This window comes from Pseudarthrobacter sp. NIBRBAC000502772 (assembly GCF_006517235.1).
In the GTDB taxonomy this organism is placed as follows: domain Bacteria; phylum Actinomycetota; class Actinomycetes; order Actinomycetales; family Micrococcaceae; genus Arthrobacter.
Map to the genome: position 1 here is coordinate 1,355,015 of NZ_CP041188.1, position 13,438 is coordinate 1,368,452.

The window sequence follows — 13,438 nt, forward strand, 5'->3', positions numbered from 1 at the left end:
AATCCCGGTCAGATCTTCCCGACGGGCAGTTTCTTCTCGGCCTGGAAGTCGTCCTCCACCCGGCCCTGGGCCCAGTAGCCGGACAGCGAAACCTGGCTCCGTTCCAGGCCGCGCTGGACGAAAAACACGTCCCGCAGCCGCTTCATGTAGCCGCGCTCGCCATGGGCAAAAACGTCAACGCGGCCAGTGGGCCATTCGGCGTCGGCCACCGCTGAGACGAGGAGGTCCCCGGCGCCGGCCGGCGCGCCCTGGCGGCGTAGCCAGGTCACCTTAACGCCCGCCGGGGACGCAAGGGGCTGGATGTCGGCGTCGCTGTCCACCTCGATAAACGCCAGGCCGGCCGCTTCAGCCGGCAACGATTCGATGGCGGCGGCGATCGCAGGAAGTGCGGCTTCATCGCCGGCAAAGAGGTACCAGTCAGCGTCAGACGCCGGGTTGTAGGCGCCGCCCGGGCCGGTGAAGGTGAAGGCGTCCCCGGGCTTGGCGGCAGCCGCCCAAGGGCCGGCCAGCCCTTCGTCGCCGTGGATCACAAAGTCGATGGCGAGTTCCTGGGCCTCGGTGTCCACCCAGCGGACCGTGTAGGTGCGGGTGAAGGGCCACTGCTCGCGGGGCATGGTTTCGCGGATGGTCCACAGGTCCAGGGGCTGGGCATAGTCAACGCCGGGCTGCGGGAAGACGATTTTGACGTAGCGGTCCACGAAGGTGTTGTTCACGTAGGCGGCAAAGCCTTCGCCGCCGGCCACGATCCTGACCATGTGTGGCGAGAGTTCTTCCCGTCGGATGACAGTGAGATCGATCTGCGGACGTGTATTTTTCGTGGCGTTGGTGGCGGCCGGAAGAGTGCTCATAAGGCAAGCCTAAGCTAAGGGACCGGAGGGAGTTCCCAGGTTACGCCGGGGCATCCCTGGTCCTGCAGCAGTTGGTTGATGGTGCTGAAGGGCCGGGAGCCGAAGAATCCGCGCGACGCCGACAACGGGCTGGGGTGGGCGCTGGACACGACCGCCGCCCCGGGCAGGAGGGGCCGGACGCTCTCCGCGTCCTTGCCCCACAGCACCGCCACCAGCGGCGACGGCCCGCCGTCGGAAGTGCGCCGGCTGGCCACCGCGGTGACTGCCGCCGTCGTGATGGCCTCCCAGCCTTTGCCCCGGTGGGAGCCGGCTGCCCCGGCCCGGACGCTCATGACCCGGTTAAGCAGCAGGACCCCCTGGCTGGCCCAGGCGGACAGGTCGCCGTGGACGCGCGCCGGAAGGCCGAGGTCGGACTCCAGCTCACGGTAGATATTCGCCAGGCTCCGCGGGATGGGGCGGGTCCGCCCGTCAACGGCAAAGGACAGGCCGATCGCGTGGCCCGGCGTCGGGTAGGGGTCCTGGCCCACTACCAGGACCTTCACGCCGGCCAGCGGCTGCCGGAAGGCGCGCAGAACGTTCGACGGCGCCGGCAGCACCCGGTGCCCCGCGGCAACTTCGGTGGCCAGGAAGCCTAGGACGCCGCGCAGCTCACTCTCTACGGGGCTCAGCGCCTTCGCCCAGTCGGCAGCCATCAGCTCACTGAGCGGCAAGACGGCCATCTCGGCAAAGCCAACGGCCTCCGCCGGGTCCGTCGTCAGTTCGAACAGCGCGTCAGATTCAAACACGCTCCCATTCTCGCAGGGTTGCCGGACGCTGCGGCCGGGGCGCAAATGACAACCGTGTTATTCACGCCGTAGCATGGGGAGGAGATTTTGTAACTTGACCGGTGATTCAGCGAGACCAGCGAAGGGGTGCGTCGTGGCGGAACCTGCTCGGGAACATATGCCGGAGCCGGAGGAGCGCGGTTCTTTGCTGGCTGACTTTACCCTCCGTGACTCCCCGTTGAGCGAGCGCGACCAGCAGATGCTGGCACTCGAGCGGCAGTGGTGGAAGTACGCCGGGGCCAAGGAACAGGCCATCAGGGAGCTGTTCGATCTGTCCGCAACGCACTACTACCAGCTGCTCAACGCCCTCATCGACACCGAGGCCGCACTGGCCCACGACCCCATGCTGGTCAAGAGATTGCGTAGACTACGTACGTCGCGTCACCGGGCACGCACTGCACGACGCCTGGGTTCCGACGCCTGACCACGCTCGTGCTGAGCCATCAGCAGCAATCAACAAGGACGTCTCCCCATCATGACCAAATACGCTCGGGATGAATTCGACAAGGTTCCGGAGTCCGCCTCACGGCAAGGCGTCCACCGTGCGGCCTCGGCGCCTGCCCGCCGCAAGCTGTGGCCCATCCTCGCGGTGGGGATTGTGGCATTGGCCATTGGAGTGGTGTCCTTCCTGATCCTTCCCAAGCTCGGGTTCACCCAGGCCGGCAGTGATGCCTCCACCAGCCTGGAATCGGCCGCGGCCCCCGAGGCAAGCGCGGCACCGTCGGCCACCGCTGAAGCCTCCACGGACCCGAAGCCCTCTAATAGCCCTGACGCCGAGCCCAGCGCTTCGCCCAGTAACATTCCCTCCGCGGTTGTGCTGGACAAGACCCAGGGCGTGGCCATCTACAACGCCGCCGGTAAGGCCGGGCTCGCCGGACGCATCAGCTCTATGGTCCAGGCCGATGGCTGGACGCTGGGCCAGGTGGGGAACTGGGGCGGCGCTCCGCAGCAGACATCCGCAATCTTCTATTCAGGACCGGCGCAGAAGGCCAACGCCGAAGCACTCTCCGAACTCCTGAACATCCCTACCCTGGTGGAGAGCCAGGACTTCCAGGTGCCGTTGGTTGTTGTCCTGGGGCCGGGCTACCAGTAGCGTCTCGCGGTCACGCCTGAGTAACTTTTGGGCACCGGAGCGGCCGTGTGGTTCGGCCCGCCGGATGGCTTGTCGCTAGAGTGATTTCAGGCTTCGGTCCGTAACAAGCGGCACACTTCCGACGGGGACCGACGGCACGACGGAAAAGAGTGGACATCATGGCATTGGGAACGGTTAAGTGGTTCAACGCCGAAAAGGGCTACGGCTTTATTACGGTGGACGGCTCCGGGGACGATGTCTTTGTGCACTGGTCGGCCATTGAGGGCGAAGGTTACCGGGCGCTGGATGAGGGACAGCGCGTGGAGCTTGAAGTCGGTGAAGGCGAGAAGGGCCCGCAGGCAGAAAACGTCCGGCCCGCGCAGTGATCTCCCGCAGCTTGCGTTCAACAATCGTCCGCACAATCACAGGGGCGGGCCTCCTGCTGGCACTGGCTGGCTGTGCCGGAGCCGGCGGCAATGCCCGCGTTGAATCCGCTGAAGCATCCGGTGACGGCACGCTGCGGATCGGGCTGATCCAGGACAGCACAGGGAAGCAGGCCTTCCTCAATGACTCGCAGCTTGCCGCGGCCCAACTTGCAATCAAGGAAATAAATGCGGCCGGCGGCCACAAGGGCAGGCCTGTGGATCTGGTGGTAGGCGCCGGTGATGGCGCCGACGCGCAGGCCAGGAATCTGGCCTCAGCCAAGGTTGACGCGGTCATTGGACCCACGGATTCGAGTCACGCCACCGCTGCCATCGACGTCCTCTCGGCCGCCCGGGTCCCCCTCGTCTCGCCTGCAAACTCCGCTGCCGGCCTGTCCCGCTACAAGAGCGGCGGCTATTACTTCAGGACCGCCGCGGCGGACGTTGCCCAGGCATCGGTGCTGGTGAAGCTGGCCAAGGACGGCGGCGCCAAGAGCCTTGCCGTGGTCCACCAGGACTCTAGCTACGGAAAGGACGTAGCTGCCGCGGTGGCCGGCGCCGCCAAGAACGCCGGCCTGGAAACTGTCTCAACCACCGCCTTCAAGCCCGGCGACGCCGGGAACGCCGCAGCTGCAGCCAAGGCCGCCACTCCTGATGCTGTGGTGCTGATCGCCAGGGACGACGCCCAGGGCGCCATCGCAGAGCTCAATAACGCGGGACTTTCGGGCAAGAGCATCATCCTGAGCGACGGCGCCTTCGCCCAGTACGGTTCGGGACTTGGATCCAAGGCGCTCGACGGCGCGCGTGCAGTGGTGCCGGGCCTGTTGCCGTCTGCGGACTTCCAGGCCCGTCTTGTGTCGGTCAACCCTGCCCTGAAAGACCTTTCGTTCGCCGCGGAGACCTACGACGCCGTGAACCTGGCGGTCCTGGCGGCAGCGAAGGCTGACGACGATGCCGGCCGCTCCATCGCCGCCAACCTGATCGCCGTCTCCGGCGGGACTGCAGGCGGGCAGGCCGCCGCGCAGGCCTCAGGCCCGGCCACCAAGCCGTGCCTGTCCTACACCGGCTGCCTCGCGGTCCTGAAGACCGGGGCAGGCATTAATTACGACGGCGAATCGGGGCCAGTTGCCTTCGACGCCAACGGTGACATCACCACGGCCAACTACATGGTGTTCACCTACGGCGCAGACAACAGGGCAGTTCTCAGCGGCCATGAGGCGGCAGGCCGGGCCGCAGGCTGATCGCCGATGGCGAACGGGCCTCCCTGACAGGGCGATTTGGGGGACCTTTCGCTTGCACTCTCACCTAGGGAGTGCTAATTATTGAGTTAGCACTCCTACGTACCGACTGCTAAAGCAACGTCCGGTTTGTCCGGCATCGAGGCTTGGCGGCGGTCGTGGAGCGAGAGAAATACCTAGCTGGAGTGAGATCCCCAGCCGCGGCATACAGAGGCCGCCGGTGAAGGATCGTCCGTCGCGGGCACTGCAGTGAGGTTCATTCTTAACGACTGTCCCGAAAGGACTACTGCCGTTATGGCCAAGATCATTGCATTTGATGAAGAGGCACGCCGCGGTCTTGAGCGGGGCCTGAACATCCTCGCCGACGCCGTCAAGGTCACCCTCGGCCCGCGTGGACGCAACGTCGTCCTCGAAAAGAAGTGGGGCGCCCCCACGATCACCAACGATGGTGTTTCCATCGCCAAGGAGATCGAGCTGGACGACCCTTACGAAAAGATCGGCGCCGAGCTGGTCAAGGAAGTTGCCAAGAAGACGGACGACGTCGCTGGCGACGGCACCACCACGGCTACCGTGCTGGCGCAGGCCCTGGTCAAGGAAGGCCTGCGCAACGTCGCGGCCGGCGCTGACCCGCTGTCCCTCAAGCGCGGTATCGAGAAGGCCGTAGCGGCCGTCACGGTTGAGCTGCTGGCCTCTGCCAAGGAAATCGAAACCAAGGAAGAGATTGCGGCTACTGCCTCCATCTCCGCCGGTGACGACGAAATTGGCGCCCTGATCGCTGAAGCCCTGGACAAGGTGGGCAAAGAAGGCGTCATCACCGTCGAGGAGTCCAACACCTTCGGCCTGGAGCTCGAGCTCACCGAAGGCATGCGCTTCGACAAGGGTTACATCTCCGCGTACTTCGTTACCGATACCGAGCGCCAGGAAACGGTCCTTGAGGACCCGTACATCCTGATCGTCAACTCCAAGATCTCCAACGTCAAGGAACTGGTTGCTGTCCTGGAAAAGGTCATGCAGTCCAACAAGCCGCTGCTGATCATTGCCGAGGACATCGAGGGCGAGGCCCTGGCCACGCTGATCGTCAACAAGATCCGTGGCACCTTCAAGTCCGTTGCCGTCAAGGCTCCGGGCTTCGGTGACCGCCGCAAGGCCCAGCTGGCCGACATCGCTGTACTCACCGGTGGCCAGGTCATCGCCGAGGAAGTCGGACTCAAGCTGGAGACCGCCGGACTGGAACTCCTGGGACGCGCCCGCAAGGTTGTTGTCACCAAGGACGAGACCACCATCGTTGAAGGTGCCGGCGACGCCGACCAGATCGCTGGCCGCGTTTCCCAGATCCGTGCCGAGATCGAAAACTCCGATTCGGACTACGACCGCGAGAAGCTGCAGGAACGCCTGGCCAAGCTGGCCGGCGGCGTTGCAGTCATCAAGGCCGGTGCCGCAACCGAGGTTGAGCTCAAGGAACGCAAGCACCGCATTGAGGACGCTGTCCGCAACGCGAAGGCTGCTGTTGAAGAAGGCATCGTCGCCGGTGGCGGCGTTGCGCTGATCCAGGCCGGCGCCAAGGCGTTCGCGAACCTGAACCTGACCGGTGACGAAGCAACGGGTGCGAACATCGTCCGCGTTGCCATCGACGCCCCGCTGAAGCAGATCGCCTTCAACGCCGGCCTCGAGCCTGGCGTTGTTGTCGACAAGGTCCGCGGCCTGCCTGCAGGCCACGGCCTGAACGCAGCAACCGGCGAATACGTCGACCTGCTGGCTGCCGGCATCAACGACCCCGTCAAGGTAACCCGCTCTGCCCTGCAGAACGCGGCGTCCATTGCCGGTCTGTTCCTCACCACCGAGGCCGTTGTGGCCGACAAGCCGGAGAAGAACGCTCCGGCCATGGGTGGCGGCGACGACATGGGCGGCATGGGCGGCTTCTAGTCCCCAGCGCCCGGACTACGTTCCGCGCAAACCATAATGCGGCCCCCTCCACTGGAGGGGGCCGCATTTGTGTGCGCTACTTGCGGGCCGTGGCCAGCATTCCTTCGACTTCCTTCTTGAACGCGTCGGCGGCCGCCTGCGGAGTCAGCCGGTCGTACAGGACTTCGTCGGTGAACCGCTTGATGACGTTCTGGACGCTGCCGGCACCCACCGGCGGGACGGGAGGCGCGTCGGCGATGTCCGGCGCAATGTCCTTCAGGAAGGCCACCACAGTGGTGTCTGCCGGCTTGAGCGCCGGTGTGATGCCCTCGACGATCTCAGAGTTGCTGGGGACTCCGCGGTCTGTCATCAGGATGGCGCCTGCCGCGGGGCTGTTGGCCAGGTAATTGATGAAGGTCGCGGCGGCTTCCGGGTGCTTCGACCGTGAGGACGCGGACCAGAACATGGTGGGCTTGTAGTACATGCCGTTGTCCGCAGACTTCCCGTCGGTGCTGGGGGCGCGGAGCATCTTGATGCTGCTGCCCGTGGTGGTTTCCAGCGATCCCAGCTGGTTAGTCCACCACCAGGCCATACCTACCCGGTTGGTGCCGAACAGGCTCTCCTCAAGGCCTGCGCCGGAGTCCTCGGTGGCCACCGTGGCCGGCGGGCTCGCCTGGGAATCGCGCTGTTCCTTCAGCCGTTCCCAGAACGAAGCGGCCGTAGCGGTGTCGAAGTCCAGTTTTCCGTCTTGGGAGTAGAGGTTCTCGCCGTGCTGCCGAAGCCAGATGATGAGGTCCGCCTCGTTGCTGCCATAGGCTGCGCCGTAGCTCTTCCCGTCACCGGCCGCGCTGAGTTTCGCGGCGGTGTCCATGAAGTCGTCCCAGGTCCAGGTGGTGTCGTCGGGGAAGGGCACGTTTGCTGCCTCAAAGACCTTGGTGTTTGCCATGATGACGTAAGCGTTCTTCCCGGTGCTCAGCCCGTACTGTGCGTTGTCGTAGTGGCCGGACGCCAGTGATTCCTTGTCCAGCTTGGAGGTGTCGATCCCGCCCTGTTTGGCCAGGTCCAGCAGCGCCCCGCGGCCACCGTACTCGGCGATGTATTTCTGGTCCATCTGGATGACATCCGGTGCGTCATTGGCAGCGGTCGTGGTGGCCAGTTTGTCCCAGTAGCTGGCCCATTCGCCCGGCTCGGATTCGATCTTGATGTTGGGATGTTCCGCCTCGAACGCGTCGATGACTCTCTCTGTTTGCGCGTTGAGGTACTCATTGCCCCACCACGCGAACCGCAGGGTGACTTCGCTGTTTTCGCTGGAGCCGGCGGGTGCACCGCAGCCTGTGGCGAGCAGGGAGAGGGCGACGGCGACTGCGCCGAACTGGAATCTCCTGCGGCTAATGGCCCGAATCTTCATTGATGTGCCTTCCTCAAAAGGGTGGAGGTCCACCCCGCGCGTGTCCCGTGACGGCGTCGGTGCCGGTGGGGAAGCTTCGACTGAGAAAGCGCTTTCCCGGTCAGGATTCCGATTCTGCCGCGCTTCGACTTCGGCGTCAAGGCTTTTCGGTAAGCGGTTTCCCGAACGCTGGCTGAACCGGTTGTCGGCGCTGTCTGGCAGGATGGTTAGGTGACAATTACTGCAGCGGCCGACGGTTCGGCTTTAGGAAATCCCGGCCCGGCCGGTTGGGCCTGGTATGTGAACGACGACTGCTGGCGCGCCGGGGGATGGCCGCACGGCACCAACAACCAGGGCGAGCTGATGGCCGTCCTGGATCTGTTCCGTGCCACCGCCCACGTCCCGGAGGAGGACCTGAGGGTCCTGTGCGACAGCCAGTACGTGATCAACTCCATCACAAAGTGGATGCCGGGCTGGAAACGCAAGGGCTGGCGGAAGGCCGACGGCAAACCTGTCCTGAACGTTGAGCTGCTCAAGGAACTTGACCGGGAGATCGCCGGCCGGAAATACACGTTCGAATGGGTCAAGGGCCACGCAGGCCACGACCTCAATGAGGCAGCCGATGTCCGCGCGCGTGCGGCCGCCACCGCGTACCAGCAGGGTGTGGCAGCGCGTTCAGGCCCGGGTTTCGCGGGAGCCCCGGCAGCGGTTGGCCCAGCAGCTGATAGCCGGGTTGCCGTCAGCCCTGGGGCAGGCGCCGCACTGACCAGCCCCGGCGCCGCCACTGCAGTCGCTGCAGCCAGCCTTCAGGCCGCCACCACAGCCGGCGGTGCTGGCTCCGGCGGTCAGGGCTCGTACGGCCAGGACCTTTTCAACCAAGGCCCCTACGAGGAGCCGGACCTCTTCAGTGAGCTGGAGAGCGACTCCTTCATCCCGTCGGAGTCCGCCGGGGCCGAGATGAGCCCCGAAGCGATCGTCGAGGCCCTCGAACGCGAGTTGTCGGCCCCCGACATCCGTGGCGACATCGGCCGCACCGGCGTCCTCCTGCACCCTGACTTTATGGAGATCGGAACCTCGGGCAGGGTATGGACCCGGGACGCCACGATGATGGCATTGGAAGAGGAACCGGGGCAGCACACTGAACTGGAGATCCTGGGTGCGGACCGCATCGGCACCAGCGCGATCCTGCTGACGTGCCGAAGCTACTCGCGCTCAGGCACGGCTCTCCATAGCTCACTGTGGGTCTTGGACGGCAACAGATGGCGGCTCCGATTCCGCCAGGGGACGCCGGAGGCGTAGACGCCATTTCGGCCGCGGACTCAGCTGAAGCGCTGCGTGTTGCCCTGCTCGGCCTGGGCGTAGGTGGACGCTGCTGATGCCAGGGCCATGTTGATGGATGCCAGCGATGCCTCCACCTTGCCCTGGGTGAGTGTCCACTCGGTCACCAGGGCCTGGAAGTTGTTGGCAGCCGAGCCCCGCCAGGTGGACTGCAGTTCGTCCAGGCCGCGCTTCATGGCCTGGACGTCTGAGCTGATCCGGTCCACGGTTGCTTTGACGTTGGCCGACTTCAGCTGAAGGAGTTCGGTGTCGACGGAAATGATGCTCATGGCTTGTTGCCTCTCGAAGTAGTGGGACAGCATGTGCTGCCCGCCCGGCTGCTCCGGGCCACTACTGCGAGCCTACGGACGGGCACTGCCCGCACGCCACGCTCCATGGCTATATGTGGATAACCTTGCCATCTCCGCGGCCTCCGTCCAGGGGATCGCCATCCTGCGTGGCCGCTGCGCCCGGGTGGGCTTCCCCCAGGTGGTCATCGCCGGCGTGAGCCTCATCGGTGGCGTCGTCCCGGACGGGCAGGCTGACCACCAGCGTGGCCCCGCCGCCGTCGGTCTTTTCCACCCTGACGGACCCGCCGTGCGATCCCACGATGGCCGCGACAATCGCGAGCCCCAGGCCGCTGCCGCCGGTCTCGCGCGTCCGGGACGTGTCCGCGCGGTAGAAACGCTCGAACACCTTGGACGCGTCCTCTTCGGAGATGCCAGGGCCGTGGTCACGGACCTCGATCACGGCGAGCGGCTGCCCGCCGTCGGAGGTCCGGACCCCGACGGCTAGTTCGATCGGGCTGCCGTCCGGCGTGTAGCGCAGGGCGTTCCCCATGAGGTTCCCCACCACCTGCCGCAGTTTTGCTTCGTCACCGAGCACCGGCGCGGGGGCGGCCGGATCGTCACCAAGGCCGGTCAGGGAGATGGGGCGCGAGCGGTCGCTTGCTTGCGTGTCCACCACCGCATCGTGGGCAATCAGCTGCAGGTCCACGGGCTTTTGCTGGAGCGGGCGCTGTTCGTCCAGGCGCGCCAGCAGGAGGAGGTCCTCCACCATAGAGCCCATCCGTTTGGCTTCGCTTTCGATCCGCCCCATGGCCGTGGCCACGTCCTCGTCGGTGGCTAGCGCGCCATGGCGGTAGAGCTCGGAGAAACCCCTGATGGTCACGAGCGGGGTACGCAGCTCGTGGGAGGCGTCGGCCGCGAACCGGCGCATTCTGCCTTCAGAGGCTGTCCGGGCGGCGAAGGCCGTCTCGATATGCGCCAGCATGGCGTTCAGCGAGCTGCCGAGCCGCCCCACTTCAGTGCCGGGATTTTCGACATCCACACGCCTGGAAAGGTCGCCCGCGGCGATGGCGGCTGCGGTCTTTTCCACCTTGGCCAGCGGACGGAATGACCGGGATACGGTCCAGCTGGCGATCAGGGAGGCCAGCAGCAGGGTGAGCAGGCCGACGCCGGTGACCACCAGGGTGGCGTGCTTGAGGACATCGTCCACGCTTTGCAGCGGCAAGCCGATGACAACAACGGCGGGTTGGCCGATATAGAGCACGGTCACCGCGACCACCCGCCAGTTCTGGCCGTCCGTGCCGCGCACCTGGTAAGGACGCGCGCCCTTGTCCTGGGCGTCCTGGACGGAGACGGTTGCGATGTCCGGGCGCTCATCCGGATCGCCGCCCAACAGCTGGGGGCTCTCACCAGGGGTGTAAAGGATCAGCGAGTAGTCAGTGGGGACCATCGGGTTGGGTGCCTGCAGCTGGGTGAACGAGCGCTGCTTGCTGGCGAGGTCGACGGCGGCGTACAGCTTGTCATCCACCTGCCCCTGGAGGTAGCTGTGCAGCAGCGTGAGGGTGCCGGCGCCGGTTGAGGTCAGCGCAACAATCAGCAGTGCCATGATCATGGCCACCAGCTGGGACCTCAACGAGGCCGATTTCCACCGCTGCAGCAAGGTCAGCGCTTCTCTGCCGTCCGGAGCACGTAGCCGACTCCGCGTTTGGTCTGGATCAGTGCCGGTGCGTCCGGATCAATGTCCACCTTGCGCCGGAGGTAGGAGATGTAGGACTCCACGATCGAGGCGTCGCCGTTGAAGTTGTACTCCCAGACGTGGTCCAGGATCTGGGATTTCGACAGCACCCGGTTGGGGTTCAGCATGAGGTACCGGAGGAGCTTGAATTCCGTGGGGGACAGTTCGATCACGGTGCCGCCGCGGCGCACTTCGTGGGCGTCGTCGTCGAGCTCCAGGTCGTCCACCCGGATCACGGCGTCGTCGTCGAGCAGGGGCTGCGTGCGGCGAAGGACGGCACGGATGCGGGCCACTACCTCGTCCAGGCTGAACGGCTTGGTGACGTAGTCATCCCCGCCTACTGTGAGGCCGGTGACCTTGTCCTCCGTGTCGTCCTTCGCCGTGAGGAAAAGGACCGGAAAGTGCTTACCCGAGGCCCGCAGCTTGCGGGTGACGGTGAAGCCATCCATGTCCGGCAGCATCACGTCCAGCACCGCCAGATCGGGCGCGTGGAGCTCGGCGGCGGCCAGCGCGTCACGGCCGTTGGCGGCAGAGACCACCTCGAAGCCTGCGAAGCGGAGCGAGGTGGACAGCAGCTCGCGGATGTTGGGTTCGTCATCAACAACTAGCAGCTTGGCTTCTGGGCCGGTCTTCTTCATGCTCCCATCATGCTCCCAGAAACTGTGAGTTTTCTGGATGGATGGTGGGTGTTCCATGGGGAGCCCGCCGTGGCATGGCCATCCCCATCGCCGGACAGGAACACCGGGTGACCGTTAGACGGCGCCGACATCCTTGGCGTCCATGATCCGGTAGGCATAGCCCTGCTCTGCCAGGAAGCGCTGTCGCTTGGCCGCGAAATCCTGGTCCAGGGTGTCCCGGGCCACCAGCGAGTAGAAGCGGGCCGCCCGGCCGTCCTTCTTGGGGCGGAGCAACCGGCCCAGCCGCTGGGCTTCCTCCTGCCTCGACCCAAAGGAACCGGAGACCTGGATGGCCACCGAGGCCTCGGGCAGGTCGATGGAGAAGTTGGCCACCTTGGAAACCACCAGCGTGTTCACGTCGCCGGCCCGGAATGCATCGAAGAGCTTCTGCCGTTCCTTGACGGACGTATCGCCCTTGATGACGGGAGCCTGCAGGCGCTCGCCGATCTCGTCCAGCTGGTCAATGTATTGCCCGATCACCAGCAGCTGCTCGCCCTGGTGCCGGGCCACCAGCTGTTCCACGATCAGGGTCTTGGACTCGGACGTGGCGCACAGCCGGTACTTGTCCGCGTCCTCGGCCATGGCATAGGCCACGCGTTCGTCCCGGGGCAGGTCTATGCGGACCTCCACACAGTCCGCGGGGGCGATGTAGCCCTGGGCTTCGATGTCCTTCCAGGGCGCGTCGTACCGTTTGGGCCCAATGAGGCTGAAGACCTCGCCTTCGCGGCCGTCCTCGCGGACCAGGGTGGCGGTGAGGCCCAGCCGGCGGCGGGCCTGCAGGTCCGCGGTCATCCGGAAGATCGGCGCCGGCAGGAGGTGCACTTCGTCATAGATGATCAGGCCCCAGTCGTGGCCGTCCACCAGCTCCAGGTGCGGGTACAGGCCGCCGCGTTTGGTGGTGAGGACCTGGTACGTGGCGATGGTGACCGGGCGGACCTCTTTGACCGCGCCCGAGTACTCGCCGATTTCGTCCTCCGTCAGGGACGTCCGCTTGAGCAGCTCGTCCTTCCACTGCCGGGCCGCCACCGTGTTGGTGACCAGGATGAGGGTTGTGGTGGAGCTCGTGGCCATGGCCGCGGCACCCACCAGCGTCTTCCCGGCCCCGCAGGGCAGCACCACCACGCCGCTGCCGCCGGCCCAGAAATTCTCGGTGGCGAGCTGCTGGTACGGGCGGAGCTTCCAGCCGTTCTCGTTCAGGGCGATCAGGTGGGGTGTGCCGTCCACGTAGCCGGCCAGATCCTCCGCCGGCCACCCGATTTTCAGGAGCAGCTGCTTGAGCTGGCCGCGCTGTGAGGAGTGGACCACAATGGTTTCGCCGTCGATCCGCGGCCCCAGCAGGGGCTGGATCTTTTTGGCCCGGATGACCTCCTCCAACACCGGGTAGTCGTCCGTGCGCATCACCAGGCCGTGCTGCGGGTCCTTCTCCAGCCGCAGCCGCCCGTACCGGGACATGGTCTCTTCGACGTCGATCAGCAGCGAATGCGGCACGGGGAACCGCGAGTATTTGAGCAGCGTGTCCAGGACCTTCTCGGCGTCCAGGCCGGCGGCGCGTGCGTTCCACAGGCCCAGGGGCGTCAGCCGGTAGCTGTGCATGTGCTCCGGGGCCCGTTCCAGTTCGGCGAAGGGGGCGATGGCGTGGCGCGCTTCGGTGGCCAGTTCGTGGTCCACCTCGAGCAGGATGGTTTTATCACTTTGGACGATCAGCGGGCCGTCGTTCACGCGGGGGAGT

13 protein-coding genes are annotated in these 13,438 nt (G+C 65.7%); 6 read left to right on the forward strand and 7 right to left on the reverse strand.

Translation table 11 applies throughout. From position 1 onward, the window contains the following. Positions 1-8: 8 nt before the first annotated feature. Positions 9-848 (reverse strand): siderophore-interacting protein, encoded by an 840-nt coding sequence (locus tag NIBR502772_RS06485; RefSeq protein ID WP_141139549.1) that lies wholly within the window; start codon positions 846-848, stop codon positions 9-11. A 14-nt stretch (positions 849-862) separates the two neighbouring features. Continuing rightward, entirely contained in the window at positions 863-1,633 is a 771-nt protein-coding gene (locus NIBR502772_RS06490; protein WP_246848712.1) for a uracil-DNA glycosylase, read from the reverse strand. A 133-nt stretch (positions 1,634-1,766) separates the two neighbouring features. Between NIBR502772_RS06490 and NIBR502772_RS06495 the strand changes: the two genes are divergently transcribed. The 5 genes from NIBR502772_RS06495 to groL all read left to right on the forward strand — a co-directional run bounded on the left by NIBR502772_RS06495 (position 1,767) and on the right by groL (position 6,327). Beyond that, the gene (locus tag NIBR502772_RS06495; RefSeq protein ID WP_058929987.1) at positions 1,767-2,096 is read left to right on the forward strand and encodes a DUF3263 domain-containing protein; all 330 of its coding nucleotides are present in this window, start codon (positions 1,767-1,769) and stop codon (positions 2,094-2,096) included. A gap of 51 nt (positions 2,097-2,147) precedes the next feature. Next, positions 2,148-2,765, forward strand: coding sequence for a LytR C-terminal domain-containing protein (locus tag NIBR502772_RS06500; RefSeq protein WP_141139550.1), 618 nt, complete (start codon positions 2,148-2,150; stop codon positions 2,763-2,765). 158 nt (positions 2,766-2,923) lie between these two features. Next, a complete protein-coding gene (locus NIBR502772_RS06505) occupies positions 2,924-3,130 on the forward strand; it encodes a cold-shock protein (protein ID WP_141139551.1) in 207 nt (68 codons plus the stop codon). 11 nt (positions 3,131-3,141) lie between these two features. Beyond that, positions 3,142-4,407 carry an ABC transporter substrate-binding protein gene (locus tag NIBR502772_RS06510; RefSeq protein ID WP_246848713.1) on the forward strand — a complete coding sequence of 422 codons (1,266 nt, stop codon included), beginning with the start codon at positions 3,142-3,144 and terminating at the stop codon, positions 4,405-4,407. A 291-nt stretch (positions 4,408-4,698) separates the two neighbouring features. Further along, positions 4,699-6,327, forward strand: coding sequence for a chaperonin GroEL (gene groL / locus NIBR502772_RS06515; protein ID WP_058929984.1), 1,629 nt, complete (start codon positions 4,699-4,701; stop codon positions 6,325-6,327). Positions 6,328-6,403: 76 nt separating this feature from the next. Here groL and NIBR502772_RS06520 read toward each other — a convergent pair whose 3' ends face one another. Next, the gene (locus tag NIBR502772_RS06520) at positions 6,404-7,714 is read right to left on the reverse strand and encodes an ABC transporter substrate-binding protein (RefSeq protein ID WP_141139553.1); all 1,311 of its coding nucleotides are present in this window, start codon (positions 7,712-7,714) and stop codon (positions 6,404-6,406) included. Positions 7,715-7,924: 210 nt separating this feature from the next. Between NIBR502772_RS06520 and NIBR502772_RS06525 the strand changes: the two genes are divergently transcribed. After that, positions 7,925-8,992, forward strand: coding sequence for a ribonuclease HI family protein (locus tag NIBR502772_RS06525; RefSeq protein WP_141139554.1), 1,068 nt, complete (start codon positions 7,925-7,927; stop codon positions 8,990-8,992). Positions 8,993-9,012: 20 nt separating this feature from the next. Here NIBR502772_RS06525 and NIBR502772_RS06530 read toward each other — a convergent pair whose 3' ends face one another. The 4 genes from NIBR502772_RS06530 to NIBR502772_RS06545 all read right to left on the reverse strand — a co-directional run bounded on the left by NIBR502772_RS06530 (position 9,013) and on the right by NIBR502772_RS06545 (position 13,428). Then, positions 9,013-9,300, reverse strand: a complete 288-nt coding sequence (locus NIBR502772_RS06530) for a WXG100 family type VII secretion target (RefSeq protein ID WP_056347304.1) — start codon at positions 9,298-9,300, stop codon at positions 9,013-9,015. A gap of 109 nt (positions 9,301-9,409) precedes the next feature. Then, positions 9,410-10,957: a HAMP domain-containing sensor histidine kinase gene (locus NIBR502772_RS06535; protein ID WP_210412395.1), complete on the reverse strand. Its 1,548-nt coding sequence runs from the start codon at positions 10,955-10,957 to the stop codon at positions 9,410-9,412. Between the two features lie 2 nt (positions 10,958-10,959). Continuing rightward, positions 10,960-11,670, reverse strand: coding sequence for a response regulator transcription factor (locus NIBR502772_RS06540; RefSeq protein WP_058929981.1), 711 nt, complete (start codon positions 11,668-11,670; stop codon positions 10,960-10,962). Between the two features lie 114 nt (positions 11,671-11,784). Further along, positions 11,785-13,428, reverse strand: a complete 1,644-nt coding sequence (locus NIBR502772_RS06545) for a DNA repair helicase XPB (protein ID WP_141139555.1) — start codon at positions 13,426-13,428, stop codon at positions 11,785-11,787. Positions 13,429-13,438 lie beyond the last annotated feature (10 nt).

Coding starts and splice junctions, on each gene's coding strand:
- NIBR502772_RS06485 (WP_141139549.1), bottom strand. CDS start 848: ATGAGCACTCTTCCGGCCGCCACCAACGCCACGAAAAATACACGTCCG.
- NIBR502772_RS06500 (WP_141139550.1), top strand. CDS start 2,148: ATGACCAAATACGCTCGGGATGAATTCGACAAGGTTCCGGAGTCCGCC.
- NIBR502772_RS06505 (WP_141139551.1), top strand. CDS start 2,924: ATGGCATTGGGAACGGTTAAGTGGTTCAACGCCGAAAAGGGCTACGGC.
- groL (WP_058929984.1), top strand. CDS start 4,699: ATGGCCAAGATCATTGCATTTGATGAAGAGGCACGCCGCGGTCTTGAG.
- NIBR502772_RS06520 (WP_141139553.1), bottom strand. CDS start 7,714: ATGAAGATTCGGGCCATTAGCCGCAGGAGATTCCAGTTCGGCGCAGTC.
- NIBR502772_RS06530 (WP_056347304.1), bottom strand. CDS start 9,300: ATGAGCATCATTTCCGTCGACACCGAACTCCTTCAGCTGAAGTCGGCC.
- NIBR502772_RS06540 (WP_058929981.1), bottom strand. CDS start 11,670: ATGAAGAAGACCGGCCCAGAAGCCAAGCTGCTAGTTGTTGATGACGAA.